Origin of the sequence: Streptomyces sp. KR55 (assembly GCF_052245645.1) — a bacterium.
Taxonomy (GTDB): Bacteria; Actinomycetota; Actinomycetes; order Streptomycetales; family Streptomycetaceae; genus Streptomyces; species Streptomyces flavusporus.
Genome location: NZ_JBQQCE010000038.1, coordinates 1 through 26,625, shown reverse-complemented (window position 1 = coordinate 26,625; position 26,625 = coordinate 1). Strand labels below are relative to the sequence as shown.

The 26,625-nt window shown below is 69.8% G+C and carries 18 protein-coding genes and 1 pseudogene; 7 read left to right on the top strand and 12 right to left on the bottom strand.

From position 1 onward, the window contains the following. Positions 1-40 precede the first annotated feature (40 nt). Positions 41-1,021: a UDP-glucose 4-epimerase GalE gene (gene galE / locus ACTWQJ_RS08410; RefSeq protein WP_443305993.1), complete on the top strand. Its 981-nt coding sequence runs from the start codon at positions 41-43 to the stop codon at positions 1,019-1,021. Positions 1,022-1,036: 15 nt separating this feature from the next. Here the strand turns inward: galE and ACTWQJ_RS08405 are convergent, their stop codons facing one another. Next, positions 1,037-1,675, bottom strand: coding sequence for a TetR/AcrR family transcriptional regulator (locus tag ACTWQJ_RS08405; RefSeq protein ID WP_443305992.1), 639 nt, complete (start codon positions 1,673-1,675; stop codon positions 1,037-1,039). A 298-nt stretch (positions 1,676-1,973) separates the two neighbouring features. Here ACTWQJ_RS08405 and ACTWQJ_RS08400 point away from each other — a divergent pair, with 298 nt between their 5' ends. Continuing rightward, on the top strand, positions 1,974-2,906 hold the full coding sequence (locus ACTWQJ_RS08400) for an ABC transporter permease (RefSeq protein WP_443305991.1): 933 nt from the start codon (positions 1,974-1,976) through the stop codon (positions 2,904-2,906). 25 nt (positions 2,907-2,931) lie between these two features. Then, the gene (locus ACTWQJ_RS08395; RefSeq protein ID WP_443305999.1) at positions 2,932-3,768 is read left to right on the top strand and encodes an ABC transporter ATP-binding protein; all 837 of its coding nucleotides are present in this window, start codon (positions 2,932-2,934) and stop codon (positions 3,766-3,768) included. Positions 3,769-3,879: 111 nt separating this feature from the next. Here the strand turns inward: ACTWQJ_RS08395 and ACTWQJ_RS08390 are convergent, their stop codons facing one another. Next, positions 3,880-8,805 (bottom strand): NAD-glutamate dehydrogenase, encoded by a 4,926-nt coding sequence (locus tag ACTWQJ_RS08390; protein WP_443305990.1) that lies wholly within the window; start codon positions 8,803-8,805, stop codon positions 3,880-3,882. An 803-nt stretch (positions 8,806-9,608) separates the two neighbouring features. Here ACTWQJ_RS08390 and ACTWQJ_RS08385 point away from each other — a divergent pair. Continuing rightward, positions 9,609-10,175 carry a DJ-1/PfpI family protein gene (locus ACTWQJ_RS08385; RefSeq protein WP_129799805.1) on the top strand — a complete coding sequence of 189 codons (567 nt, stop codon included), beginning with the start codon at positions 9,609-9,611 and terminating at the stop codon, positions 10,173-10,175. A gap of 222 nt (positions 10,176-10,397) precedes the next feature. Here the strand turns inward: ACTWQJ_RS08385 and ACTWQJ_RS08380 are convergent, their stop codons facing one another. Both ACTWQJ_RS08380 and ACTWQJ_RS08375 read right to left on the bottom strand, forming a co-directional pair. After that, entirely contained in the window at positions 10,398-11,063 is a 666-nt protein-coding gene (locus ACTWQJ_RS08380; protein ID WP_443305989.1) for an HAD family hydrolase, read from the bottom strand. 93 nt (positions 11,064-11,156) lie between these two features. Next, complete coding sequence (locus ACTWQJ_RS08375; protein WP_443305988.1) at positions 11,157-11,672, bottom strand: DUF6912 family protein; 516 nt, start codon at positions 11,670-11,672, stop codon at positions 11,157-11,159. Positions 11,673-11,985: 313 nt separating this feature from the next. On the opposite strand from ACTWQJ_RS08375, the gene ACTWQJ_RS08370 reads away from it, so the two are divergent. Then, complete coding sequence (locus ACTWQJ_RS08370) at positions 11,986-12,705, top strand: Rv3235 family protein (protein WP_443305987.1); 720 nt, start codon at positions 11,986-11,988, stop codon at positions 12,703-12,705. An 84-nt stretch (positions 12,706-12,789) separates the two neighbouring features. Here ACTWQJ_RS08370 and secA read toward each other — a convergent pair whose 3' ends face one another. Then, the gene (gene secA / locus ACTWQJ_RS08365) at positions 12,790-15,597 is read right to left on the bottom strand and encodes a preprotein translocase subunit SecA (RefSeq protein ID WP_443305986.1); all 2,808 of its coding nucleotides are present in this window, start codon (positions 15,595-15,597) and stop codon (positions 12,790-12,792) included. A gap of 304 nt (positions 15,598-15,901) precedes the next feature. Here secA and ACTWQJ_RS08360 point away from each other — a divergent pair, with 304 nt between their 5' ends. Further along, entirely contained in the window at positions 15,902-16,471 is a 570-nt protein-coding gene (locus tag ACTWQJ_RS08360; RefSeq protein ID WP_443305985.1) for a GNAT family N-acetyltransferase, read from the top strand. 192 nt (positions 16,472-16,663) lie between these two features. After that, entirely contained in the window at positions 16,664-17,860 is a 1,197-nt protein-coding gene (locus ACTWQJ_RS08355; protein ID WP_443305984.1) for a winged helix-turn-helix domain-containing protein, read from the top strand. Positions 17,861-17,872: 12 nt separating this feature from the next. Here the strand turns inward: ACTWQJ_RS08355 and ACTWQJ_RS08350 are convergent, their stop codons facing one another. The 7 genes and pseudogenes from ACTWQJ_RS08350 to ACTWQJ_RS08320 all read right to left on the bottom strand — a co-directional run. Further along, positions 17,873-18,619: a response regulator gene (locus ACTWQJ_RS08350; protein WP_443305983.1), complete on the bottom strand. Its 747-nt coding sequence runs from the start codon at positions 18,617-18,619 to the stop codon at positions 17,873-17,875. Between the two features lie 207 nt (positions 18,620-18,826). Continuing rightward, the gene (gene hpf / locus ACTWQJ_RS08345) at positions 18,827-19,519 is read right to left on the bottom strand and encodes a ribosome hibernation-promoting factor, HPF/YfiA family (RefSeq protein ID WP_374328515.1); all 693 of its coding nucleotides are present in this window, start codon (positions 19,517-19,519) and stop codon (positions 18,827-18,829) included. A gap of 314 nt (positions 19,520-19,833) precedes the next feature. Further along, entirely contained in the window at positions 19,834-20,793 is a 960-nt protein-coding gene (locus ACTWQJ_RS08340; RefSeq protein WP_443305982.1) for a ComF family protein, read from the bottom strand. A gap of 265 nt (positions 20,794-21,058) precedes the next feature. Continuing rightward, entirely contained in the window at positions 21,059-22,909 is a 1,851-nt protein-coding gene (locus tag ACTWQJ_RS08335) for an LpqB family beta-propeller domain-containing protein (RefSeq protein ID WP_443305981.1), read from the bottom strand. Beyond that, positions 22,899-24,973: pseudogene (gene mtrB / locus ACTWQJ_RS08330) on the bottom strand (MtrAB system histidine kinase MtrB). The gene ACTWQJ_RS08335 and the pseudogene mtrB overlap by 11 nt, the downstream one beginning before the upstream one ends. A 1-nt stretch (position 24,974) precedes the next feature. Beyond that, positions 24,975-25,664 (bottom strand): two-component system response regulator MtrA, encoded by a 690-nt coding sequence (gene mtrA / locus ACTWQJ_RS08325; RefSeq protein WP_015659998.1) that lies wholly within the window; start codon positions 25,662-25,664, stop codon positions 24,975-24,977. Between the two features lie 188 nt (positions 25,665-25,852). Further along, positions 25,853-26,625: S-methyl-5-thioribose-1-phosphate isomerase (locus ACTWQJ_RS08320; protein ID WP_443305980.1), on the bottom strand; the 773-nt coding region annotated here is incomplete at its 5' end.

Sequence of the window (26,625 nt, the reverse complement as noted above, 5' to 3'; positions counted from 1 at the left end):
CGGACACCACACGGGCCAACTGACGAGGGGACGGCCGTACATGACCTGGCTGATCACCGGCGGCGCCGGCTATATCGGGGCGCACGTCGTACGCGCGATGACCGAGGCGGGCGAACAGGCGGTCGTGTACGACGACCTGTCGACCGGCATCGCCGAGCGCGTGCCGGACGGCGTGCCGCTCGTGGTCGGCTCCACGCTGGACGGTGAGCTGCTGGGGCGCGTGCTCACCGAGCACTCCGTCACCGGGGTCGTCCACCTGGCGGCGAAGAAGCAGGTCGGCGAGTCCGTGGACCTGCCGCTGCACTACTACGGGGAGAACGTCGAGGGCCTGCGCGTCCTGCTGGAGGCGGTGACGGCGGCCGGCGTGCCCTCCTTCGTGTTCTCGTCGTCGGCGGCCGTGTACGGCATGCCGGACGTGCACCTCGTCACGGAGGAGACACCGTGTGCGCCCATGTCGCCGTACGGCGAGACGAAGCTGGCCGGTGAGTGGCTGGTCCGTGCGACGGGACGCGCCACCGGCTTGTCCACGGCGTCCCTGCGGTACTTCAACGTGGCGGGTGCCGCGAGCCCCGAGCTGGCGGACGTCGGCGTCTTCAACCTCATCCCGATGGTCTTCGAGAAGCTCACGGAGGGGGCGCCCCCACGCATCTTCGGAGACGACTACCCGACCCCCGACGGGACCTGCATCCGGGACTACATCCACGTGGTGGATCTGGCCGAGGCCCACGTGGCGGTCGCCCGCGCTCTGCAGGCCTCCCCCGGCCGCGACCTCACGCTCAACATCGGCCGTGGGGAGGGCGTTTCGGTACGCGAGATGATCGACCGCATCAACGCCGTCACCGGCTACCACCGCGCGCCGACGGTCACCCCACGCCGCCCGGGCGACCCGGCCCGCGTCGTCGCCTCCGCCGACCGCATCACCGCCGAACTGGGCTGGAAGGCCCGGCACGACGTCCAGGACATGATCACATCCGCGTGGGATGGCTGGGTACGGCAGCATCCGGGGGCGGCGCGGGACTAGGTCTGCTGTCTCCGGTCACAGTGCCTTGACCGCCGCCGCGGTCGCCCGGGCCAGGGACGCCAGGTATCCCTTGGGCAGTTTCGGGCTGCGGATCACCACCGATCGCCAGTACAGCGGCCCCGAGATCAGGTCGAGGGCGAGCTCCTCGTCGACGCCGTCGCGGAGCTCGCCGCGCTGCTCCGCCGCCGCCACGATCCTGCTGGCAACCCCCTCCTGCCCCTCCCGCAGGGCCTTCTGCAGGGCCTCGGCGATCTCCGGGTTGCGGGCCGCTTCCGCCTGGAGGTCAGGGATGATCTGCGAGGCCACCGGGTGCCGCAGCGCACGGGACGTCACCTCGTACAGCAGCCGCAGATCGCCCTCCAGCGAGCCCGTGTCCGGCGCGGGCAGGCCCTGCACCGCTATCGCCGAGACGACATCGAGCACCAGGTGCAGCTTGGAGCGCCACCGGCGGTACACCGCGGTCTTGCCGACGCCGGCCCGGCGGGCGATCCCCTCGATCGACATCCGCGCATAGCCGACGGCGGCGAGCTCCTCGAACACGGCCGCTCGGATGGCTTCCGTCACGTCCTCGCGGAGTACGGCCGCTCCTGCGGGGGTCCGGCGGCGCGGACGCGTCTGGGGCCCGTCGGCGTTCGTCGTCATGCGGACCAGCATAGGGCGTTACGACGAAACGGTTGCGTTCTGACGCCGGTGACGTTGCGACGAAACGGTACCGTCCCCCGCTCCCGCGCCACCCGGTCCGCCCGGCGCGTCACGACGATACGGTCCCGTCCTGACGGATACGGTTCGACGAAACGGTTGCGTTCTGACGCCCACTGGCCATACGCTCACGTTGCGACGATACGGTCCCGTCCCGACGTAAGTAAACGTGCAGAGACGCGTAAGAAAACGCCGGAAGACGCACACCCCGACCGCACGCACGCATCCCCACCCCCGACCGAAAGCAGCGGATGTGAGCCAGGTCCTCGACACACCGCCCCTGAAGACGGCCCCCACCCCGGCGGCCCCGGCCGACGACGACCTCGCGGCCCTCGCCGCCCGCCACGGCCTCTCGGTCAGCGGCGCCCGCCCGTCCCTGCCCCAGTACATCCGCCGGCTGTGGGCCCGCCGCCACTTCATCGCGGCGTTCTCGACGGCCAAGCTCACCGCCCAGTACAGCCAGGCGAAGCTGGGCCAGGTCTGGCAGGTGATGACCCCGCTGCTGAACGCGGCCGTCTACTACCTGATCTTCGGCGTGCTGCTGCAGACCAAGAAGGGCGTGCCGGACTACGTGCCGTTCCTGGTCACGGGCGTGTTCATCTGGACGTTCACCCAGAGCTCGATCCTCGCCGGCACCCGCGCGATCTCCGGCAACCTCGGCCTCGTGCGCGCCCTGCACTTCCCGCGCGCCGCGCTGCCGATCTCCTTCTGCCTCCAGCAGCTCCAGCAGCTGCTGTTCTCGATGGCTGCCCTGGTCGTCATCCTGCTCTTCTTCGGCGTGCCGGTCGCCGCGTCCTGGGTGCTGGCGATCCCGGTCCTGGTACTGCAGTTCACCTTCAACGCGGGCGTCTCGATGATCCTGGCCCGGCTCGGGGCGAAGACGCCGGACCTGGCGCAGCTGATGCCGTTCGTGCTGCGGACGTGGATGTACGCCTCCGGCGTGATGTGGAGCATCGACCACATCCTCAGCCGTCACACCGATCTGCCGTCCTGGGTGGGCCCCGTGCTTCAGGCCAACCCGGCCGCCGTCTACATCGACCTGATGCGGTTCGCGCTGATCGACAGCTTCCATGCGAGCCAGCTGCCCGAGCACGTCTGGCTGATCGCGACGGGCTGGGCGCTGCTCGCCGGAGTCGGCGGCTTCATCTACTTCTGGAAGGCTGAGGAGACGTACGGCCGTGGCTGAGCACACCAACGGGAACAGGCCCGACATGACCCCCACCGTCATCGCCGACCATGTCGACATCGTGTACCGCGTCAACGGCACCGGCGCCGGCCGGGGCTCCGCGACCGCCGCCCTCAACCGCATCCTGCGCCGCAAGCAGGCCGAGAAGGTGGCCGGCGTGCGCACGGTGCACGCGGTCCGGGACGTCTCTTTCGTCGCGTACAAGGGCGAGGCGATCGGCCTGATCGGAACCAACGGCTCCGGCAAGTCGACCCTGCTCAAGGCGGTCGCCGGCCTCCTCCCCGTGGAGAACGGCCGGATCTACACGGGCGGCCAGCCCTCCCTCCTCGGCGTCAACGCGGCCCTGATGAACGACCTGACGGGTGAGCGCAACGTCCACCTCGGCGGCCTCGCCATGGGCATGTCCCGCGAGCAGGTCAAGGAGCGCTACCAGGAGATCGTCGACTTCTCCGGCATCAACGAGAAGGGCGACTTCATCACCCTCCCGATGCGCACCTACTCCTCCGGTATGGCCGCCCGCCTGCGCTTCTCCATCGCCGCCGCCAAGGACCACGACGTCCTGCTCATCGACGAGGCCCTCGCCACCGGCGACCGCAAGTTCCAGAAGCGCTCCGAGGAACGCATCCGTGAACTGCGCCAGGAAGCCGGCACCGTCTTCCTGGTCAGCCACAGCAACAAGTCCATCCGCGACACCTGCGACCGTGTCCTGTGGCTGGAACGCGGCGAGCTGCGCATGGACGGCCCCACCGAGGACGTCATGAAGGAGTACGAGGCCTTCACCGGGGACGCCAAGCCGAAGCCCAAGCCGAAGCCGAAGGCCGCAGCCAAGCCGGCGGAGCCGACGGTCGCCCAGCCTTCCTGACGACGCGACGGCCACCGACGGACGACGGGGCGCCCCGGGCCTGAACGGCTCGGGGCGCCCCGCTGTCGTACGTACCGACGCCGGACGTCGGATGCGTACCGCGACTGCCGACTACGAGTGACTCCGCAGCAGCGTCCGCATCGTGCGCATCGCCACCGACAGGTTCGCCAGGTCGAAGGACTCCGAGCTCTTGATCTCCTCCAGGGTGGCGCGGGCGCGGCCGAGGATCGCCGCGTTCTTCTGCTCCCAGATCTTGAAGCGCTGCTCGGGGGTCGAGGCCCCGTTGCCCACCGTGAGGACGTCGGCCGTGAGGGCCGCATGGGCCGCGTAGAGGTCCTCGCGGATGGCCGCGCGGGCCATGGACTGCCAGCGGTCGGTGCGGGGCAGCTCGATGATGCGGTCCATGAGCTGGGTGATGCCGAGGCGGTCGGCGAGGTCGTAGTAGACCTCCGCGACGTCCATCGGGTCCCGGCCCATACGATCGGCCACCAGCACGATGTCCAGCGCCGGGAAGGCGGAGGAGAACCCGGCCACCCGGGTGGCGAGTTCGTCCGGCACGCCGGAGCCGGTCAGCTCCTCGTAGATCTTCTGCCACCACTCCAGGTCCGCGCCGCGCAACAGCTTGGGCAGCTGCGACCAGACCTGCTCGACGCGGTCGGCGAAGAAGGTGACGGTCTCGGCGATCTGGAGCGGCTGCGGCCGGTTGTTAAGCAGCCAGCGGGTGCCGCGCTCCACCAGTCGGCGCGAGTGCAGCCGGATCCGGGTCTGGACGGCGGCCTCGACCCTGTTGTCCAGCGCCTCGACGGAGTCCCACACCGCCGCCGAGCGGAAGATCGTGCGGGCCGCGGTCTGCGCCCGGACGATCTCCTCCAGCGACGCGCCGGTCTCCTCGCGCAGGCGGTGCAGGTACGTCGTACCACCGGTGTTGACCGTGTCGTTGACCAGCACGGTCGTGGTGATCTCGCGGCGCAGCGGGTGGCTGTCGATGTGCTCGGGGAACTTCTCGCGCAGCGCGGTCGGGAAGTACGCGTAGAGCAGCCCGCGCAGGTACGGGTCGTCGGGCAGCGAGGTGTGCAGCAGCTCATCGGCGACCGTGATCTTCGTGTACGCCAGCAGGACGGCCGTCTCCGGACCGGTCAGCCCCTGGCCCTGGCCGAGCCGCTCGCGGATCTGGCGGTCGGTGGGCAGGAACTCCAGCGCCCGGTCGAGGTGGCCCTCGCGCACCAGGTGACGCATGAAGCGCTGCTGGGCGTGGAGCATGTCCTTGGACTGGGCGAGCGCGTTGGCGATCGCCGTGTTCTGCGCGTAGTTGTTGCGCAGGACCAGACGGCCGACCTCGTCGGTCATGTCGGCGAGCAGCTTGTTGCGCTGCTTGACGGTCATGTCGCCGTCCGCGACCAGGCTGTTGAGCAGGATCTTGATGTTCACCTCGTGGTCGGAGGTGTCCACGCCCGCGCTGTTGTCGATCGCATCCGAGTTGATCTTGCCGCGGTGCAGCGCGAACTCGATCCGGCCGAGCTGGGTCAGGCCCAGGTTGCCGCCCTCGCCGACGACCTTGACGCGCAGGTCGGCGCCGTCGACGCGGATGGCGTCGTTGGCCTTGTCGCCGACGTCGGCGTTGGACTCGGTGGAGGCCTTCACATACGTACCGATGCCGCCGTTCCACAGCAGGTCCACCGGCGCCTTGAGGATGGCCTTCATCAGCTCGGCCGGCGTCATCTTGGTGACCTTGCCCTCGATGCCGAGGGCCGCGCGGATGTGCGAGTTGACCGGGATGGCCTTGGCGGTACGGGGGAAGACGCCGCCGCCCGCGGACAGCAGGTCGGTGTTGTAGTCCGCCCAGGACGAGCGCGGCAGCTCGAACAGCCGGCGCCGCTCGGCGTAGGAGGTGGCCGCGTCCGGGTTCGGGTCGATGAAGATGTGCCGGTGGTCGAAGGCGGCGACCAGGCGGATGTGCTCGCTGAGCAGCATGCCGTTGCCGAACACGTCACCGGACATGTCACCGATGCCGACCACCGTGAAGTCCTCGACCTGGGTGTTCACACCCAGCTCCCGGAAGTGCCGCTTGACGGACTCCCAGGCGCCGCGGGCGGTGATGCCCATCGCCTTGTGGTCGTAGCCCGCGGAGCCGCCGGAGGCGAAGGCGTCGCCGAGCCAGAAGTTGTACTTCTCCGCGACGCCGTTGGCGATGTCGGAGAAGGTGGCGGTGCCCTTGTCGGCCGCGACCACGAGGTACGTGTCGTCCTCGTCGTGCCGTACGACGTCGGCGGGCGGGACGGCCTCACCGGCCACCATGTTGTCGGTGATGTCGAGCAGCGCCGAGATGAACGTCTTGTAGCTGGCGATGCCTTCCGCCATCCACGCGTCCCGGTCCACGGACGGATCCGGCAGCTGCTTGGCGACGAAGCCGCCCTTGGCGCCGACCGGCACGATGACGGTGTTCTTCACCATCTGCGCCTTGACCAGGCCGAGGATCTCCGTACGGAAGTCCTCCCGGCGGTCCGACCAGCGCAGACCACCCCGGGCGACCTTGCCGAACCTGAGGTGCACGCCTTCCACCCGCGGCGAGTACACCCAGATCTCGTATGCCGGACGCGGCGCCGGCAGGTCCGGGATGGCCTGCGGGTCGAACTTCATGGACACGTACTCGTGCGGCCGGCCGCCCCACGCCTCCTGGAAGAAGTTCGTGCGCAGGGTCGCCTTGATGACCGTGAGGAAGGACCGCAGGATCCGGTCCTCGTCGAGCGAGGCCACCTGGTCCAGGGCCGCGTCGAGCTCCTCGAGCAGGGCGTCGACGATCTCGCGCCCGGCGCGCTGCCGGTCCGGCGACATCCGCGCCTCGAACAGGGAGATGAGCAGCCGGGTGGTGTGGACATTGTTTCGGAGGGTGTCCTCCATGTAGTCCTGGCTGAACGTCGAGCCCGCCTGGCGCAGGTACTTGGCGTACGCCCGCAGCACCATCGCCTGCCGCCAGCTCAGCCCGGCCCTCAGCACGAGGGCGTTGAAGCCGTCGTTCTCCGCCTTGCCGGTCCAGGTGGCGGCGAAGGCCTCCTGGAACCGCTCGCGGGCATCGTCGCCGAAGTAGTCGCCGCTCTGCGGCTTGGGCATGCGCAGGCCGAAGTCGTAGATCCAGGAGACGCTGCGGTCGGAGCCGCGCAGTTCGTACGGCCGCTCGTCCACCACCTCGACGCCGAGCCGGTTGAGGACCGGCAGGACGGCGGACAGGGAGACGGCCTCGCCCTTGCGGTAGATCTTGAAGCGGCGCTCGTCGAGGGCGGCGCCCACCGGCTCGTACAGGCTGAGCGCGAAGTCGTTGTCCTCCTCGAGCCGTTCGATCTGGCCGAGGTCGGCGACCGCGGCGCGCGGGTTGTGGTCGGCCTTGTAGCCCTCCGGGAAGGCGTTGCCGTAGCGGCGCAGCAGTTCGGCGGCGCGCTCCTCGCCGAACTCGGCGTTCAGCGCATCGGCGAATCCGTCCGCCCAGGAGCGGGCCGCCTCGACGAGGCGGGCCTCGATACGTTCCTTGTCGGCGTCGGACAGCTGCGGAAGCTCGGTGCCCTGCGGGACCCGGACCACGAAGTGCAGCCGGGAGAGGATCGACTCGGTGTTCCAGGCGGTGAAGTCGACGCTGGTGCCGCCGAGTTCCTCCTTCAGGATGTCGATGATCCTGAGCCGGACGCCGGTGGTGTAGCGGTCGCGGGGCAGATAGACCAGGGCCGAGTAGTAGCGGCCGTACTCGTCCTGGCGCAGGTAGAGCCGCAGCCGCCGCCGCTCCTGGAGGTAGAGGACCGAGGTGACGATGGACTGCAGCTCGTCGACCGGTGTCTGGAACAGCTCGTCGCGCGGATACGTCTCGAGGATCTGGAGCAGATCACGTCCGTCGTGGCTGTTGGGCGAGAACCCGGCGCGCTTGAGCACCTCGTCGACCTTGCGCCGGATGACGGGAACCCGGCGGACGGACTCGGTGTAGGCGGCGGAGGAGAACAGTCCCAGGAAGCGCCGCTCACCGACGACATTGCCCTGCTCGTCGAACTTCTTGACGCCGATGTAGTCCAGGTACGACGGCCGGTGCACGGTGGCCCGGCTGTTCGCCTTGGTCAGCACGAGGAGCTTGTGCTCGCGGGCCTTGGCGCGGGCATCGGCCGGAAGCCGCTCGAAGGACGGGCTGACCGGGTGGGCCTCGCCGGTCTCGTGGTGCGGGTCCGCCCGCAGTATGCCGAGGCCGGTGCCGGGCACCGCGGCGAGGGAGTCGTCGTCGCGCAGCTCGTACTCGCGGTAGCCGAGGAACGTGAAGTGATCGGCGGCCAGCCAGCGCAGCAGCTCACGGGCCTCCTCGATCTCCTGCTCGGGCAGGTCACCGGCGATGGGCTCCTCGGGCAGGCCCTCGGCGATCCGCAGTGCCCCGTCCCGCATCTTGCCCCAGTCCTCGACGGCCTCGCGGACGTCGGACAGGACACGCAGCAGGTCGGCGGTGATCTGCTTCAGGTCGGAGCGGTCGGTCTCGCGGTCGATCTCGACGTGGATCCAGGACTCGATGTGCGCGTCGTGCGGGAGGTCGCCGGTGGGCGGCGTGGTGAGCACCTCGTTGAGCTTGCCGGTGACATCGCGGCGCACCACCATCTGCGGGTGGATGACGACGTGGATGCCGCGTCCCTGGCGCGTCAGCTCGTTGGTGACGGAGTCGACCAGGAACGGCATGTCGTCGGTGACGACCTCGACGACGGAGTGGCTGCACGTCCAGCCGTTCTCCTCGACCGTCGGGGTGTGCACGCGCACGTTGGCCGTGCCCTGGGGGCGGTTTTCGGCCAGTCGGTAGTGGGAGTAGGCGGCTCCGAAGATATCGACCGGGTCGCGGTCGGTGAGGTCCTCCGGGGCGGTGTGCAGGTAGTAGCGCTGGAGGAACGCGAGCACGGCCGCCCGGTCGGGGATGCCGTGTTCCGTCGTCCCAGTCGGTAGGTGCCCCCCGACCGGGCTGTGCTCAGCTACCCGGGCGGCCCGATCGAGCAGCTCGGCCTTGGCTTCGTCCAGCTTGGTCTGCATTGTCCTCTGGCTCCTGTCGCGCGCCGTTGCGTGACGTAGAAGGAAGTACGGTCTCTGCCCTTCCGACGCGACGCCGTGACGCGGGGTGTCCGGTCCGTTCCGACGCTATGCCGCAAGGTGAGATGAGCGGGGGGTTACCAGCCATTTCCAACGCGACCGGGGCATGTGACGCTGCTCTCCACAACGTCTGCGCCCGCAGTGTGCGCGTCACCGTGGAGCCCTTCGGGGCCCCGACCCGCCCGCGAGGACCAGCGACCACCGCCCGGACACGGATGTCGTCCGTGCTCTCCGGGCGCAGAGCAGGGACACCAAGGCCCCCGCGAACTATCGCGCTGATCACGCCACAAGGCTATCGCTCATTACCGGGGGTCCGTCATGAGCCGTATGTGTACAAAACCGGGGGCGGAACTTTGACAGTCTGCACAGGGACAAACGCACCCAGCTGCGGGCAGTCGTGCCGCCGGGACGGCAACCCACCCGGCAGCGGCTGCTTGAATCCGCCGCAGCTGCGGGCAGTCGTGCCGCTGGGGCGATGGGGGTCCCCCCGCTCGAGCGAAGCCGAGAGTGGGGGAGGGTGGGCGCAGCGGCACCCCGCAGCGCCGGGCTGCGCGAACCACCCCACTGGCACCAACGCCGACCACTGCCGTAGCGGACGGTCGCCGCAGCGCCGGACTGTGCGCGCCCCGCAACCCCACCCCGCCCGGAAACCGGCGCGTACCCTTGGCAACCCCCCGCCCCGGAGGCACCTTGCCCCTGAACGCCCCACGCAGCCGGAAGCCACCCACGAAGGGCAGCCCACCGCCATGACCACCAAGATCCTCATCGTCACCGGCGACGCAGCAGAGTCCCTCGAAGTCCTCTACCCCTACCAACGCCTCCGCGAAGAGGGCTACGACGTCCACATCGCAGCCCCCACCCGCAAGAAACTGCAATTCGTCGTCCACGACTTCGAACCCGGCTTCGACACCTACACCGAAAAGCCCGGCTACACCTGGCCCGCCGATCTCGCCTTCTCGGAGGTCGACCCCGGCCAGTACGCCGCCGTGGTCATCCCCGGCGGCCGTGCCCCGGAGTACCTCCGCAACGACCCCGAACTCCGCAAGATCCTCAAGTCCTTCTTCGACGCCGACAAACCCGTCGCCCAGATCTGCCACGGCCCCCTGCTCACCGCCGCGATCGACGGCCTCCGCGGCCGCCGCGTCACGGCGTACCCCGCGCTGGAACTCGACATGCAGGCCGCCGGCGCCACCTTCCAGGACGCCGAGGCAGTGATCGACGGCACCCTGGTCTCCTCGCGCGCCTGGCCGGACCACTCCGCCTGGATGCGCGAGTTCCTCAAGGTGCTGCGCGCCAAGGCCCCGGCAACCTGAGCCCCGCACGCCAGCAATGCCCCGGCGCCACGCCGCCGAGCTGCGGGCAGGCGTGCCTCCCCCAGTGCCTTAAGGGCCTGGGGGACCCCAGGGCGATGGGGGTCCCCCCGCTCGAGTGAAGCCGAGAGCGGGGAGGGTGGGCGCTGGGGTCCCCCCTGGGGAACACCCCATCAACACCGGGCTGCGCAACCCACCCCCGCCCAGCCCCAACGCCCGCACCCCTCAGGCCGCCAGCTCCTCCGCCATCGCGACCGCCTCCCCGAGCGAGTCCACCACCGGCACGCCCGCTTCCTCCAGGCTGGCCCGGCTGTGCGAGCCCCCGGTGTAGAGCACGGCCCGCGCTCCCACGTGCCGCGCGGCCACCGCGTCATCCGCGGCATCGCCGATCACCACGGTCCGACCGGGCTCCACCCCGGCGAGCGCCGCGAGGTGCCGCACCATGTGCTCGGCCTTGCTGCCCCCGGAGGGCCCGGTCCGCCCGTCGACGCGTATGAAGTGCGTCTCGATCCCGAACCCCCGTACCAGCGGGACGAGTTCGTCATGGACGTACATGCTGAGGATCGACTGGCTGCGCCCCGCCGACTGCCACTCCGCCAGCAGCTCGATCGCCCCCTCGGTCAGCCCGCACCGAACCCGGTGCTCCGCGTAGTACCGGTGGAAGGTCGCATCCATGACCTCCCACTCGGCATCGGTGGGCAGCCGCCCCAGCAGCCGCTCATAGAACTTCGGCACCGGCACGCAGTACAGCGCCCGGTACTGCTCCATCGTGATCGGTTCCAGCCCCAGCTCGGCGAACGCCGCGTTCGTCGCCCCGATGATCGCGTCATTGTCGTGGAACAGCGTGCCGTTCCAGTCCCAGACAATGTGCTCAGCTCCGTGCTTCCCCATGCCCCAAAACGTTACCCGCCACCACTGACAATCAAGAGATCCCCAGGTCAGCCGGGCATCAAGCGGCCGTGAGCAGTCGCGCCACGGTGAGCGTCAGTCCTGCGAGCCGACCAGGTTGGGGATCTCCTGCGTCGCGTACCACAGCAACTCGTGGTCCTCGGCCCCGTCCACGACGAACTGCGCGTCGTCGTCCCCGCCGTCCGCCGCCTGAAGCGCCTCGGCGGCTGCGGCGACATCCGGCTCCGCCTCACCCGAGTCGACATGCACCGAGGCCGCCTTGGCCAGCGGTACGGCGCCGGCGATCCGCACCTCGCCGAGCGCGGCCGGGTCGGGCCCCCGTCCTGGGTCGGCGGCCGCCTGTCCGTCGGGGACGTCGATGGCGACCACCACCCGCCGCCGGGGTGCCCCCGGGTCCACGGCGAGCAGCCGCAGCGAGGCCAGCGCGGCCCGGCTCAGCGCCGCGTACTCCAACTCCTCGATGTCGTCGGAGAGGTACCACTCACGCAAGGCCGGCGTGACGGCGTAGGCGACGAGCGGCCCCGCGCCGACCTCGCCCGTCTTGTACGCCTCGGCGAGACCGGAGAGGGTCAGGGGGACGTAGACGCGCATGGTTGGCCGCTTTCGTGGTCGGAGGGCCTCCACCAGGCCCCGGTGAAGGCCTTCAGGATACGTGCGGGGTCCCCTTTCGAGTCCCTGCCCACGCCCCGCAGGGCGTCCACTCGACGCCGGAAAGTCACCCGGTGCACCCCGTTCCCCACGGGCTCCTGCCCCCGCTCCTCACCCGGATAGGTGAACATTCCGGCCACCCGCGTCCCCGCTCCCACTTGTTTGCCCGCCCTCGACCAGGGCCCGTACAAGATCCCCAACAGCAAGTTACTGCCCGGTACGCACCGCGCGCCGGGCCCACCGAACGGGGACCCCCATGAACAAGGTCATGACCAGGACGCCACAGCACCACCCCGGCACCCGTCCCCCAACCCGCCGTGACTCCCGCCGCCCCGGGGGCAGCAACCCACCCCGCACCCCAGGCGCGGGCCCCTCCCGCACAAGCCCAGCGGCCACACGCCCCGCCACCACCTCTACTCCGACTCCTGGGGCTGCACGATCCGCCAGCACCTTCACCACGCCCCCAGCGGCCGCACGTCCAGCCACCACACCCACCACGCCCCCAGCCACCCAACGCCCCCTCACCGCCCCCGCCCCGAGCCCTGCCGCCCCACGGCCCCTCCGCACCCCTTCCACGCCCCAAGCCCCCGCCCCACCCCGCAGCGCCTCACACACCCGAAGGCCGGTCGTCCCGCAGCCCCGCCCCACCGACCTCTTCGCCGACCGTCTGTTGCTCGTCCTGAGTGGGCAACGCCCTGTCCACGCCATGCTCCGGCACACTGCCGGCCCCGCCTACGACGAGCTGGCCCGCCTCGCTGAACGCGGCCCCCTGCGCACCCGCGGCCCGCGCCCCGTCGTCCGCGACGTCGGCTACTACGAACCCCGCCCGGGCGCCATCGAGGCCTTCGCCCGCATCGGCGCGGGCGACCGCCTGCGTGCCATGGCGTTCCGCCTGGAACTGGGCCGAGACCACCGCTGGCGCTGCACGGCCGTGGAACTGGGCGGCCCCCGCACGCGCACCGCCGTCGGCGACTGACCCACTCACGTAACCCACTCACGCCGAAGGGCCGGGCACCCTCAGGTGACCCGGCCCTTCCCCGCTACGACGCCTCAGGCGCCGTCACTTCTTGCGGCGCCGCCCGCCCTTGGCCTGCTTGCGACGCTCCGCGCGCGTGAGGCCGTCGGCCGCGGACCGCACCGGCTCCTCCTCGCTGAAGTCGCCCTCGATGGTGCCGCCCTCGCCGTCCACGGTCGGAGCGGTGAAGTGCAGGTTCCGCCGCTGCGGGGCCTCCAGGCCCTTGGCGCGGATCTCGGGGCGCGCACCCGCCTGCGCGGGCACCGCGTCCTGCTTCTCCAGGGTCGGCTTGGCGTCCTCGACGGGCACCTCCTCGACCTGCTGCTCGACCTGGACCTCCAGGTTGAACAGGTAGCCGACGGACTCCTCCTTGATGCCCTCCATCATGGCAGTGAACATGTCGAAGCCCTCGCGCTGGTACTCGACCAGCGGGTCCTTCTGCGCCATCGCGCGCAGACCGATGCCCTCCTGGAGGTAGTCCATCTCGTAGAGGTGCTCGCGCCACTTGCGGTCCAGGACCGACAGCACGACCCGGCGCTCCAGCTCACGCATGATCTCGGAGCCGAGCTGCGCCTCACGGGCCTCGTACTGCTCGTGGATGTCGTCCTTGACGGACTCGGCGATGAAGTCGGCGGTGAGCCCGGCCCGGTCGCCGGCCGCCTCCTCCAGCTCCTCGATGGTGACCTTCACCGGGTAGAGCTGCTTGAAGGCGCCCCACAGCCGGTCCAGGTCCCACTCCTCGGCGAAGCCCTCGGCAGTCTCCGCGGCGACGTAGGCGTCGATCGTGTCGTCCATGAAGTGCTGCACCTGCTCGTGCAGGTCCTCGCCCTCCAGGACGCGGCGCCGCTCGCCGTAGATGACCTCACGCTGCCGGTTGAGGACCTCGTCGTACTTCAGGACGTTCTTACGGGTCTCGAAGTTCTGCTGTTCGACCTGCGACTGGGCGGACGCGATCGCGCGCGTGACCATCTTGTTCTCGATCGGCACGTCGTCCGGGACGTTCGCCATCGCCATCACGCGCTCGACCATCTGCGCCTTGAACAGCCGCATCAGGTCATCGCCGAGGGAGAGGTAGAAGCGGGACTCGCCGGGGTCGCCCTGACGGCCGGAACGACCGCGCAGCTGGTTGTCGATACGGCGCGACTCGTGCCGCTCGGTGCCCAGCACGTAGAGGCCGCCAAGGCTCTTGACCTCCTCGAACTCCGCCTGCACCGCCTTCTCGGCCCGCTCCAGGGCGGTGGGAAGCGCGGCGGCCCACTCCTCGATGTGCTCCTCGGGGTCGATGCCACGCTGGCGCAGCTCGGCCTCCGCGAGGTCGTCGGGGTTGCCGCCGAGCTTGATGTCCGTACCACGGCCGGCCATGTTCGTCGCCACGGTCACGGCGCCCTTGCGGCCGGCCTGGGCGACGATCTGCGCCTCACGGTCGTGCTGCTTGGCGTTGAGCACCTCGTGCTGGATGCCGCGCTTGCTGAGCTGCTGCGAGAGGTACTCGGACTTCTCGACCGAGGTGGTGCCGACCAGGATCGGCTGGCCCTTCTCGTGCTTCTCGGCGATGTCGTCGACGACCGCGTCGAACTTCGCGACCTCGGTGCGGTAGATCAGGTCCGACTGGTCCTTGCGGATCATCGGCTTGTTGGTCGGGATCGGCACCACACCGAGCTTGTAGATCTGGTGGAACTCGGCAGCCTCGGTCATCGCCGTACCGGTCATGCCAGAGAGCTTGTTGTAGAGGCGGAAGAAGTTCTGCAGGGTGATCGTGGCGAGCGTCTGGTTCTCGTCCTTGATCGGCACCCCTTCCTTCGCCTCGATCGCCTGGTGCATGCCCTCGTTGTAGCGGCGGCCGGCGAGGATACGGCCGGTGTGCTCGTCGACGATCATGACCTCGCCGTCGATGACGACGTAGTCCTTGTCCTTCTTGAAGAGCTCCTTGGCCTTGATGGCGTTGTTCAGGTAGCCCACCAGCGGCGTGTTCACCGACTCGTAGAGGTTGTCGATGCCCAGCCAGTCCTCGACCTTGCTGACACCGGCCTCGTGGATGGCGACCGTGCGCTTCTTCTCGTCGACGTCGTAGTCGCCGGTCTCCTCGATGCCCTTGAGCGGCTGGCCGGCCTCACCGCGCTTGAGACGGGTGACGAGCTTGGCGAAGTCGCCGTACCACTTGGTGGCCTGGTCGGCCGGGCCCGAGATGATCAGCGGTGTACGGGCCTCGTCGATGAGGATGGAGTCGACTTCGTCGACGATGGCGAAGTTGTGCCCGCGCTGGACGAGCTCCTCCTTCGACCACGCCATGTTGTCGCGCAGATAGTCGAAGCCGAACTCGTTGTTCGTGCCGTAGGTGATGTCGCACGCGTACTGCTCGCGGCGCTGGGCCGGCGTCATGTTGGCCAGGATGCAGCCGACGCTCAGGCCCAGGAACTTGTGGACGCGGCCCATCATCTCGGAGTCGCGCTCGGCCAGGTAGTCGTTGACCGTGATGAGGTGGACGCCGTCACCGGACAGGGCGTTCAGATACGCGGGCAGCGTGCCCACGAGGGTCTTGCCCTCACCGGTCTTCATCTCGGCGACGTAGCCGAGGTGGAGGGCGGCGCCGCCCATCATCTGCACGTCGTAGTGCCGCTGGCCGAGGACGCGCTTGGCGGCCTCGCGCACAGTGGCGAAGGCCTCAGGCAGCAGGTCGTCCAGGCTCTCACCGTCGGCGTAGCGCTGCTTGTACTCATCGGTGAGGGCCCGCAGCTCGGCGTCGGAGAGGTCGACGAAGTCCTCTTCGATGGAGTTGACCTGGTCCGCGATACGGTGCAGCTTGCGCAGGATCTTGCCTTCGCCTGCACGCATGATCTTCGAGAGGACGGACACGGGGCTTGGTCTCCTTGCCGGTCGGGCCTGGGACGGTCGGTTTTCCTTCGACGTACTGAGCAACGGCCATCGTATGCGAGGACCCGGCCGCGCCGGGAGGCCTGCCGGGCGACGACAGTCCGCTGCTGCACATCGACGTCGTATCCGACGTCAGACCTGCCTTCAATTCTGTCTTCACATGGAACAACGGCCGGGAGTCCCGGATAGTGCCGCGACCCTCCCCCGAATTGCGCGAATCGTGATCACGTGGTCACACGCAGCGAAATGCATGGCATCGTCACGCCCTCCCGAGCAGAATCGGCCGATGGAGCCCGTCACCATCCCCACCGCCCGCCTCCTCCTGCGCACGGTCGGCCAGGACGACACGGACGCCGTCTTCGCCGCCTGTCAGGATCCCGTCATCCAGCGCTGGACCACGATCCCGTCGCCCTACCTCCATGAACATGCCCAGAGCTTCACGGAGCACCTGGTCCCCGACGGCTGGGCGACCGGCTCGATGTTCACCTTCGGCGTCTTCCTCAGCCAGGGGGAACTGGCAGGCATGCTCGGCATCACCATGCGTTCCCTCGGCGTGGGCGAGCTCGGCTTCTGGGCGACCGAACGCCACCGCGGCAACGGCTACATGACCGAGGCCACCCTCGCCGCCGCCCGCTGGGCCTTCACCCACCAGTCGATCGACCGCCTGGAATGGCGCGCCGAAGTGGGCAACACCGCCTCCCGCGCGGTCGCCGAACGCACCGGCTTCACCATCGAGGGCACGCTGCGCGCCGCGCTCAACAACAACGGGGTACGACGGGACTGCTGGGTGGGTTCCCTCCTGCCATCGGACCTGGGGTTGCCGTCGACGGCGCCCTATCTGCCACCCCGCCGGTAAGGCCGCGAGCATTCGTGCCTCCCCCAGTGCCTTGAAGGCCCGGGGGGAGACCCCCCATGGGCGGCACGGGTGGGCGCGGGCGGCACCCCGTCGCGCCGGGCTGCGCACCCCTCGCTCAGCCGCACAGGGCCCCGGTTCACGAATCCCCAGCTCACCCCGCATTGTCAGACCCACCGCCTATCGTTCGACGGCATGACGACCCCGCGCCCCACGGACCTCACCGCAGACGAAGCCCGCCGCATCGCCCTGCGCGCCCAGGGCCTCCTCGGCACCCCCAACCGCAAGGCCGGCGTCCGCGGCATACTCCGCCACCTCGGCGCAGTCCAACTCGACACCATCTCCGTCCTCGCCCGCTCCCACGAGCTCATCCCGTACGCCCGCCTCGGCGCCGTGGGCCGCAGAACCGTCGAGAACGCCTACTGGACGACTGCATCCACCGGCGCGCCTTCGGCACAACCCCACGCCTTCGAATACTGGTCCCACGCCGCCTGCATCCTCCCCATCGAGGAGTGGCCCCACTTCGCCTTCCGCCGCCGCGCCTACCGCAACCGCCCCCACTGGAACCACGAACTCCCGGACGGTGCCTACGACCAGGTCATCAAGCAACTCCGCGCGGAGGGCCCCCTCACGGCCACGCAGCTGGGCGGCGCGAAGCGCACCAGCGAGTGGTGGGACTGGTCCGGCGCCAAGGTCGCCGTCGAACGGGCCCTGATGTACGGCGAGGTGGTCTGTGTGGAGCGCCGCGGCTGGAAGCGGATCTACGACCTCGCCGAACGCGCGGTCCCCGACGCCCTGCTGCACGACGAGTTCGACGACACCGAATGCCTGCGCCGCCTGGTCCGCCTCGCCGGCCAGTCTCTCGGTGTCGGCACCCGCGCGGACATCGCCGACTACCACCGCCTCAAGGGCGAGCAGGTCGACGCGGTGATCGCCGATTCGGGCCTGGTGCCGGTCACGGTCGAGGGCTGGGGAAAGCCTGCCTGGGCGGACCCGGCGGCCCTGGAGGCACCCCCACGCGGCCGCCACCGCACCACACTCCTGTCCCCCTTCGATTCGCTGATCTGGGAACGGGCACGCACGGAGCGGATCTTCGGCTTCACCCACCGTCTGGAGGCCTACGTCCCCAAGCAGAAGCGGGTGTACGGCTACTTCGCGATGCCGGTGCTGGCCGGCGGCCGTCTCGTCGGCCGTGTGGACCCCGCCCGCGAGGGCCACACCCTGGTGGCCAAGCAGGTCACGCTGGACGGCCCGAAGGCTGTTCCGGCGGTGGCCCAGGCCCTGATCGAGGCGGCGAGCTGGGTGGACTGCACAAACGTACGCGTGGAACGGGTGGACGCCCCGGAACTGCACGCCCCTCTCACCGCGGAACTCGCCCGCGCCCTGGCCTGAAGCCCGGCCCGGTCACCGGATTTCGAGAATCTTCTCCCGCATCGCGTACACCACCGCTTCCATCCTGGAGTGCAGCTGCAGCTTCTCCAGGATGTTGCGCACATGGTTCTTCACGGTGTTCTCGGAGATGAACAGTTCCTTGGCGATGTCCCGGTTGTTCATGCCCGTGGCGACGAGCTTGAGCACTTCCAGCTCCCGGTCGGTGAGCCGCGGCGCGGGCACCAGTCGGCGTTCGTCCGTCCGCTGGATCATCGATTTGAACTCGGTGAGCAGTTTCGACGCCATGGAGGGGCTGATCTGCGACTGTCCGTCGGCCACCGCGCGAATGGCCGTGGCCACCTCGTCGGTGGAGATCTCCTTGAGGAGATAACCCGTCGCGCCCGCCTTGATGGCGTCGTAGAGATCCGCTTCCTCGTCGCTGATCGTCAGCATGATGATCTTGGCGCTGGGTGCCACCTCCTTGATGGAGGTGCACGCCTCGATTCCGCCCCGCTTCGGCATCCGTACGTCCATCAGGACGATGTCGGGCAGCAGGTCGGCGGCTTTCTCCACCGCCTCGGCCCCGTCACCCGCCTCCCCGACGACCTGGATGTCCTCCTCGGCCGCGAGCACAATCTCCAGGCCGCGGCGGAACAGGGCATGGTCGTCCACGACCAGAACCCGGATCGGCTCCTTGCGTGGAGAGCCCGCGTCCGGGCCCATGCCGACGACACCGTCGTCGGCGTCCCCGTCCTGCATTGGTCCGAAGCTGTCCGCCATCGTTCCTCCCCCTGAAGGCTGTGGCCCGTGGTCCTGTGCCATCGCCAACCCAAGGCAACGGCCCACCGGTTGGGCCGTTGCCGCCATGATTTCATGCCCGGACGACACTCCGGTGACCGAGCGGCGGACGAAGTGGTCGCGCACCGGTGCCCCTGGGGGCGCACCCGCACTCCAGGGGCACCGGATCAGCTGTCGTCCGGTTTATGGTCAGCCGCCCAGCGGGCCGCCAGCTTCAGGAGCGGGCGCCTGGGTGACCATCGTGTCCGTTTCGAGGTGGATCACGCCGTAGTCGTACGCATGCCGCCGGTAGACGACGCTGGGTGCCTTGGTCTCGGAGTCGACGAACAGATAGAAGTCGTGCCCCACCAGCTCCATCTCGTAGAGAGCCTGGTCAAGGGTCATGGGGGCGGCGACGTGAGTCTTCTCGCGGACCACCAGGGGGCCTTCACCCTGCACCTCCAGCGAGCCGATCTTCTTGGTGGGCACCCCGCCCGGCTCCTCCGCCTGGAAGGCGCCGCCGTTGCCGTTGAGCGTGGCCACGCCCGGAACGTGGTCGGGGACCTCGGCTGCCGTGAGCCGGCGCACGCCCCGACGCGTGTGACGCTTGTCGTGCTGCCTGCGCAGCCGGGCTTCCAGCTTCTCTGCCGCCATGTCGAGTGCCGCGTACGGATCGCTGGCCGCTGCCTCCGCCCGGATCACCGGACCGCGGGAGCGGAGCGTGATCTCCACTCGGTCGCTGCGGTCCGCCTGTCGGGGGTTGGGCTCCTTGGACACCTCGACGTCGAGGCTGATCACCTTGCCATCGAGCTTCTGGATCTTGTCCAGCTTCAGCTTCTCGGCCACGTGCTTGCGGAACCGCTCGGGCACCTCGGTCTTGCGGCCCTTGACGACGATGTCCACGCAGAACTCCGTTCCCGGATCGCTCCGCTTCAGTGGCGGAGCATCTCCCTTGTGCACCCGGTCCCGGGGAACCCCGGAACCTTGGACTCGGTGACGTCCACCTCCTCCTCCCCCATGGGCAAGATCTCCACCCAGCCGGCCCGGATGATTGCGGAATACCGCGGCACGGCATTCAGATTTGCGAGGTGTGGCCTGCGGCTTTCCCTCACAACCGAACATATCTCGCCCGGACGGATGTCGTCACCCTCTACTGCCGCGTACCTCCGTTCAGGTGAATACACCCTCTCACTACCTGCAACGATGCAAGATCGCAGTCAGTTCCGGTTCATTTCGAAAGAATCCGGCGTTGCCGCGACCACAGCCGCGCAGATCACCTCGCCGGCACCGGTCGGCCCCGCCATTCCCGGGACGACACGGCCCCGGCCCGTACTCCCGTCCATTGATCCCGTCATCCGTTCTCCTGTCCTTTCCCGATTGCCTCTCCCGTACACGGCCGTCTCCGCATCTGCGCGTACCACGGACGCCGCACTTCCGTGAGCGACCGCCCCGTCCGCCACCGCCGCCCGCACGGCACGCGCAGCCTCCGCGAGGGAGGACCCGGTGGTCATCAAGTCGTCCACCAGCACCACCGGACCGCCGCCCAGCAGCCCTGCACCACCGGCCGCCACCTGGAGAGCACCGGCGAGGTTCTCCAGCCGCTGCCGGGAGGTGAGCTCGGACTGGTCAGCGACGGCCCGCCGTTGCCGCAGTACGGCGAGCACCCGTGTGGGTGTCCCCGTTTGCCGCAGCTCGGCAGCCGCCGCGAGCGCGATCCGGCGCGCCGGATCATGCCCTCGCTTCCGCACGGCTCCACGGCCGGACGGCACGGGAACGAGCAACACCGTCCCATCGACAGCACCGGGCCGCATCCCGGCCGAGCCCACCGCAACCCCCGCACGCCCCGACGCCGCACCGCCCACCGCCGTCCGGCCCTCCCGCGCGTCCCGAAGCCCCGTCCGCACCGCCCCGGCCAGAGCGACGCCGAGCGGCCCGGCGAGGGTCAGCGCGCCCCGCTCCTTGTGGGCCAGCAACACCGCCCGTACCTCGTCCGCGTACCGCGCGGCCGCGTACACCACCGGCAGCCCGGGCGGCTCCGGCGCCGGTCGCACCCGGCGCGGTACGGCCCCACTCAGGGCGGCACGGCACTCCGGGCAGAGCACCGTGTGAGGCCTTCCGCAGCCTCCGCACTCGGCCGGCAGCACCAGGTCGCTGAGGTCCTGCCACCACCCCCGCATGCCCACCACTGTGCCAACGCCCGCGCCGAGCGGCCACCCCTGTGGACAACTGCCTGTGGATAACTCCCCGTCACCCCACCACCAGCAGAAACGGCCGTCTCCGCCGAGTCTCTCCTCGACGAAGACGGCCGCCCTTCAACGCGTCACAACACAACCCTGACCGGCGCCATCACCGACACGGCGCAACAACCGCACCGCGCCGGGCGCCGATCCATCACCCCTGACGCCGGCTCAGCGCCGTGGCAAAGCCTCACCCGGACAGGAGTCACCCCGGATAAACCGGTGCAGAGCCGTCCTTGACGACCGTCTGCCACTGCGCCCCGTCCGGCAGCCGTACGATCCCGTCCTCCGAGTACGCCACCAGCGGCAGCCGGTCGTCCTCGGCGGCGGCGATCGCCTTCACTCCGGTCAGAGCGTCGGGCGCCGGTCCCTCCGGCGTGGAGCCGTCGACCTGGACGTACTGCATCTGCTGCACGCCGCCCTCCTCGCGTCCGACCACCACGAGCCGGCCGTCACCGGCCCACGACATGGTGGTGACCTCCTCCAACGCCGGTGCAGCAGGCCGCAGTTCGAAAACAGAGACCCCGGGCTGTTCGCCGCCCTTCTCGCGCGTCTCGTCCTTCGCCGCCCGCTCGATCCTCCCGACCAGCAGGGACTGCTTGCCGTCGTTCTCCACGACCAGCGCGATCCGCACCCCGTCGGCCGCCACCCGCACGGACTTGATCCGCCCGTCCAGCCCCGGGACTTCCACCTCCACCGGCTCGCCCTTGCCTTCCTGGAGCATGAGCAACCGCGACTTCTCGGGGTTGCGGTCGGCCACCCACAGGTCGCCCCGCGCGTCCCAACTGGGCGCGGTCAGCCGGTCCTCCTCCGTCCTGCCCGCACTGCGCACCACCGGCTCCCCGAGCGAACCGCCCGACACGAGCGAGCCGACGTACAGCTCCTTGCCGTCGATGGCGACCCCGGCCGCGGTGTCCTCGTCGCGCGACACCGCCACCGACCGCAACGCCTGTGCGCCCTCGCCCAGTTCGCCCGGCACCGGTTCGGCGTTCGAGCTCCTGCTGCCGCCCGGAATCCGTACCAGGCGGTGCTCACCGTCGATGAAGTACAGGTACTCGGTACGCTCGGCCGAACCGCGCGCGGCGACGGCCGCTGCCCCGTCCTCGTCGAGCATGCACAACTGCGCTCCGCCGGCCTGCACTTCGACCTCGTCCACCGCGGGCGTGAGGCTCTGCAGCGTGAACAGCAACTGGGCTGCCATCTCGTTGCACTTGGCCAGCCCCACGCGGGTGGCCTTCCCGTTCAGAGGCACCGTCAGCTTGTTCTGGTCGTCGGGCGTCAGCGAGCCGGCGCCCTTCTCCAGGGCCGTACCGGTCGGGAAGCTCGACCGGACCACGGGCCCCAGCCAGGCCGTGGGTCCGTTGAGGAGCGAGCGCACCATGTGCGTCATCGGGTCCACGCGCCGGCGCACGTACACGGGATCGGCGACGGCGGCCGGCTGCGAGGCCGCCCCGACCGCTGAGTTCGAGGCGAAGTAGTACTTGTTGACGGACATGTAGTTGCGCTGAAAGTCCGACTGCCCCATGACGACACCTGGCGGCAGCCCGTCGATGCGCCACTGTCCGTTCTTCTTGTCGCGCGTGAGGTACACCTGCCTGCTGTAGGCACCCTCGGCCGGCGTATACGACTGCTCCGCGTCCACCAGAGCGACCTTGGTGCCGGTGAGTGTGAAGGAGACGTTGTCGCCGTCCTCCCGGCCTCCCGCAGGACCGGCCTCGGTGGCAGGCCCGTCCGCGAGCACCATCGTGGACAGCTCCGGCCGCCAGGTCTTCGCCGCCTGCGCGGTCAGATACTGCTTCGCCGTCGCATAGTGCGGATCGTCACTGGTCAGCGCCTCGAGGAAGCCCTGCACGATCTCGGAGGGCAGGGCGTCCTCCCGGGGCGGCATGGCGAACACCCGCACCTGGGTGTCCTGGCGCGGGGTCGACTCGACGCCCCGCAGGTCCCCGTTGTCCGGCATCGAGGCACACCCCGTCAGAAGTACGGCACCACAGGCGACGTACGCCACCGCGCGCGCCGACATCCGCCGGGCGCCCCCCTCGCGGTCAGCGCCCACGAAATGCCTCCCCTTGATCGTTCGCCTCGTCCGGCCCTACCTCCGTCGAACGGTTCAGGGCCGCGCTGCGTGCCGCCTCCACGGCGGGCTGGTCGTCCTGCCGTCGTGCTCCCCCCGCGGGCCGCGGCACCACCCGCGCGCCGTTGCCGGGCAGCGCCGTCGGATCGGCCGTGGGGGCAACGGCGGCCAGCCTGGGCGTGATCGGATCCCGCGGCGGCAGCGGTCCGCTGCCCGTCGTCTGTGCGGGCACCGTGGCGGTCTTCGCCCCGCCGCCGCACGGCAGACCCGCATCATTGAGTCCACGATTTCGGCGCGAGTCCTTGGGCTCCAGCGGTATCGGCGAGCCCCGCAGCGGTTCGTCCGCGGTCCGCGGCAGCGTCAGCCGGAACTGCGATCCACCGCCCGGCTCACCCATGCCTGCAGCCAGCCGCCGTGCAGCCGCGCATCCTCCAGGGCGATCGACAGACCCAGGCCCGTACCACCCGTCGTACGCGCGCGTGCCGGGTCGGCACGCCAGAAGCGGTTGAAGACCCGGGTCGCCTCGCCGGGCTTGAGCCCGACGCCGTAGTCGCGCACCGCGACCGCAACCGCCCCGCCGGCCGCGGCGAGCTTGACGACGACGTCCTTTCCCTCGCCGTGCTCCACGGCATTCACCACGAGGTTGCGCAGCACCCGCTCCACTCGCCGGGCGTCGGCCTCGGCGACGACGGGCTGCTGATCGCCCACGATCCGGATCCGCGTGCCCTTGCGCTCGGCGAGCGGCTCGGCACCGCTGACGACCCGCCGTACGACCTCCCTGAGGTCGATCGCCTCGGCCTCCAACGCCGCCGCGCCCGCGTCGAAGCGGCTGATCTCCAGCAGATCCGACAGCAGCGACTCGAACCGGTCCAGCTGGTCGGCGAGCAGCTCCGCCGACCGCGCGGTTACCGGGTCGAAGTCCTCCCGCGCCTCGTGAATGACATCGGCGGCCATCCGCACTGTCGTCAGCGGCGTCCGCAGCTCATGGGACACGTCCGACACGAACCGCCGCTGCATCCGCGACAGGTCCTCCAGCTGCTGGATCTTCAGCTGCAGGTTCTGCGCCATCTTGTTGAAGGCCTCGCCGAGACGTGCGATGTCGTCCTCGCCAGTGACCTTCATCCGTTCCTGCAGCCGCCCCGCGGACAGCCGCTCGGCGATACCGGCCGCCATCCGCACCGGCGTGACGACCTGGCGCACCACGAGCCAGGCGATCGCCCCGAGGAGTACGACGACGAAGACGCCGGCCGTCGCGAGCGTCCCCTTGACCAGGCTCAGCGACTTCTCCTCCTGCGTGAGCGGGAAGAGGTAGTAGAGCTGGTACGGGTCGCCGTTCGGGTCGTCGACCTCCTTGCCGATGACCAGCGCCGGCTGGGATTCCTTCTCACCGCTGTAGACGATGCGGGTGTAGCTCTGGGCGGCCGCCGTACTGCTGGTGACCCGCGCGCGCAGGGCCTCCGGCACGCTCTCATTGGGATCCACACCGCCGGAGGCACGCGGGCCACGCCCACCGCCGCTGTCGTCCCCGGCCGGAAGCGTCACCACGTCGAAGGCGCCCTGCCCACCGCTGGAGAGCGAGGAGACGAGATCACTCATCCACTGGATCACGTTCTGGGAGGGCCGGCCGTCGACCTGGGCCGCCCCGTCACCGGTTCCGCTCGCCGCCTCGTCGGCCTTCTGCTTGGCCACCGCGAATCCGCCCGTGGCCTGGCTCTGCGACGCCTTCACCTTGGCGTCCAGCAGTCCATTGCGCACCTGCCCGATGACGACGAAGCCGAGCAGCAGGACGACACCCAGCGACATCAGCAGCGTCGTGACGACGACCTTGAGCTGGATGTTGCGCCGCCACAACCGCATGACGGGCAGCAACGGCCGACGCACCCAGCGCATGAACAGACGCAGGACCGGGCTGCCCTGGACCCCGCCCTGCAGCAGCCCGCTCTCGAGAAAACGCCCCCAGCGGGAACCCGCCGCCTTCCGGCCGACAGGCCGCCCCGCACCGCCCCCGGACCTGCCGGGCGCCGAAGCGGCACTGTCCCCGGACATGTCAGCTCGGCCCCGCCTTGTAACCGACACCACGCACGGTCACCACGATCTCCGGCCGCTCCGGGTCCTTCTCGACCTTGGAACGCAGCCGCTGCACATGGACGTTGACCAGCCGCGTGTCCGCCGCGTGCCGGTAGCCCCACACCTGCTCCAGGAGCACCTCGCGCGTGAACACCTGCCACGGCTTACGGGCCAGCGCGACCAGCAGATCGAACTCCAGCGGCGTCAGCGCAATGGACTGCCCGTCCCGCTTCACGGAGTGTCCGGCCACGTCGATGACCAGGTCACCGATGGCGAGCTGCTCGGGAGCGGGCTCCTCGGACCTCCTGAGCCGTGCCCGGATCCGGGCGACGAGCTCCTTCGGCTTGAACGGCTTCACGATGTAGTCGTCGGCCCCCGACTCCAGGCCCACCACCACGTCGACGGTGTCGCTCTTGGCCGTGAGCATCACGATCGGCACCCCGGACTCCGCCCGGATCAGGCGACATACCTCGATGCCGTCCCGGCCGGGCAACATCAGGTCGAGCAGTACCAGATCGGGTTTGGTCTCCCGGAAAGCGGCCAGCGCCTTGTCGCCGTCGGCTACGAAAGACGGCTCAAAACCTTCACCACGCAGCACAATGCCGAGCATCTCGGCCAGTGCGGTGTCGTCGTCGACGACAAGGACTCGTCCCTTCATAAACGACATCATCCCATTCTCGTAACAGTGACCGGGCCGCTGGTGAGGGAGGTCACTGGCCCGTGACGATAGTCGTACGAGGTCGCTACTGTCTGCCCTCGCCCGTCGCCGTTGATCTCAGCAGGGGATCCCGGGCCGCGCCTCGTGCGCACAGCAATCGGCCCCGACCTCCCGCTCAGGGGCCACAAGGACGGTGCTCGTCAGCCGATCACGGCCTGGCCCGACCTGGCACACATCTCGGCCAGGGCCTCAGCGGTCACCGGCGACACGGCCCCTTCCTCGGTCACGATCGCTGTCACCAACTCGGGTGGTGTGACGTCGAACGCCGGGTTGTACGCCTGCGTCCCCAGCGGCGCCACCGGCACCCCGCCGCCCGCTCCCGTCACCGGCACGTTGGGGGCCGCGACCTCGGTCACCTCGTATCCCGGCCGCTGCTCGACCTCGATGGACGCCCCGTCCGGCGTGTCCGGATCCACCGTCGTCACCGGCGCCACCACGATGAACGGCACATGGTGGTACCGCGCGAGCACCGCGAGCGGATAGCTCCCGACCTTGTTCGCCACCGAACCGTCGGCCGCGATGCGATCCGCCCCGATCAGCACGGCGTCCACCTCCCCGGCCGCGAACAACGAACCCGCCGCGTTGTCGGTGAGCAGGGTGTAGGCCATGCCGCTGCGCGCCGCCTCGTACGCCGTCAGACGGGCCCCCTGCAGCAAAGGACGCGTTTCGTCCACCCACAGCCGCCTGAGCTGTCCCTGCCGGTGTGCGGCGAGCGCCACCGCGAACGCCGTCCCCGAGCCGCCCGACACCAGTGACCCGGTGTTGCAGTGCGTGAGGATCCGGTGACCGCCGCCGGGCAGCAGCTCGTCCAGCAGCGCCAGCCCGTGCGCAGCCATCCGGGCACTGGCCTCCGCGTCCTCCCGGTGCAGCTGCCGCGCCGCCGCCAGCGCCGCCTCGGCGGCCGACCCGGCAC

What these genes read in the sequence shown, in the direction of transcription:
- ACTWQJ_RS08380 (WP_443305989.1), bottom strand. Translation starts at nt 11,063, where the DNA reads ATGGGGAAGCACGGAGCTGAGCACATTGTCTGGGACTGGAACGGCACG.
- ACTWQJ_RS08355 (WP_443305984.1), top strand. Translation starts at nt 16,664, where the DNA reads ATGACGACCCCGCGCCCCACGGACCTCACCGCAGACGAAGCCCGCCGC.
- ACTWQJ_RS08360 (WP_443305985.1), top strand. Translation starts at nt 15,902, where the DNA reads ATGGAGCCCGTCACCATCCCCACCGCCCGCCTCCTCCTGCGCACGGTC.
- ACTWQJ_RS08385 (WP_129799805.1), top strand. Translation starts at nt 9,609, where the DNA reads ATGACCACCAAGATCCTCATCGTCACCGGCGACGCAGCAGAGTCCCTC.
- mtrA (WP_015659998.1), bottom strand. Translation starts at nt 25,664, where the DNA reads ATGATGTCGTTTATGAAGGGACGAGTCCTTGTCGTCGACGACGACACC.
- galE (WP_443305993.1), top strand. Translation starts at nt 41, where the DNA reads ATGACCTGGCTGATCACCGGCGGCGCCGGCTATATCGGGGCGCACGTC.
- ACTWQJ_RS08375 (WP_443305988.1), bottom strand. Translation starts at nt 11,672, where the DNA reads ATGCGCGTCTACGTCCCCCTGACCCTCTCCGGTCTCGCCGAGGCGTAC.
- ACTWQJ_RS08405 (WP_443305992.1), bottom strand. Translation starts at nt 1,675, where the DNA reads ATGCTGGTCCGCATGACGACGAACGCCGACGGGCCCCAGACGCGTCCG.
- ACTWQJ_RS08340 (WP_443305982.1), bottom strand. Translation starts at nt 20,793, where the DNA reads ATGCGGGGGTGGTGGCAGGACCTCAGCGACCTGGTGCTGCCGGCCGAG.
- ACTWQJ_RS08395 (WP_443305999.1), top strand. Translation starts at nt 2,932, where the DNA reads ATGACCCCCACCGTCATCGCCGACCATGTCGACATCGTGTACCGCGTC.
- ACTWQJ_RS08390 (WP_443305990.1), bottom strand. Translation starts at nt 8,805, where the DNA reads ATGCAGACCAAGCTGGACGAAGCCAAGGCCGAGCTGCTCGATCGGGCC.
- ACTWQJ_RS08370 (WP_443305987.1), top strand. Translation starts at nt 11,986, where the DNA reads ATGAACAAGGTCATGACCAGGACGCCACAGCACCACCCCGGCACCCGT.
- ACTWQJ_RS08350 (WP_443305983.1), bottom strand. Translation starts at nt 18,619, where the DNA reads ATGGCGGACAGCTTCGGACCAATGCAGGACGGGGACGCCGACGACGGT.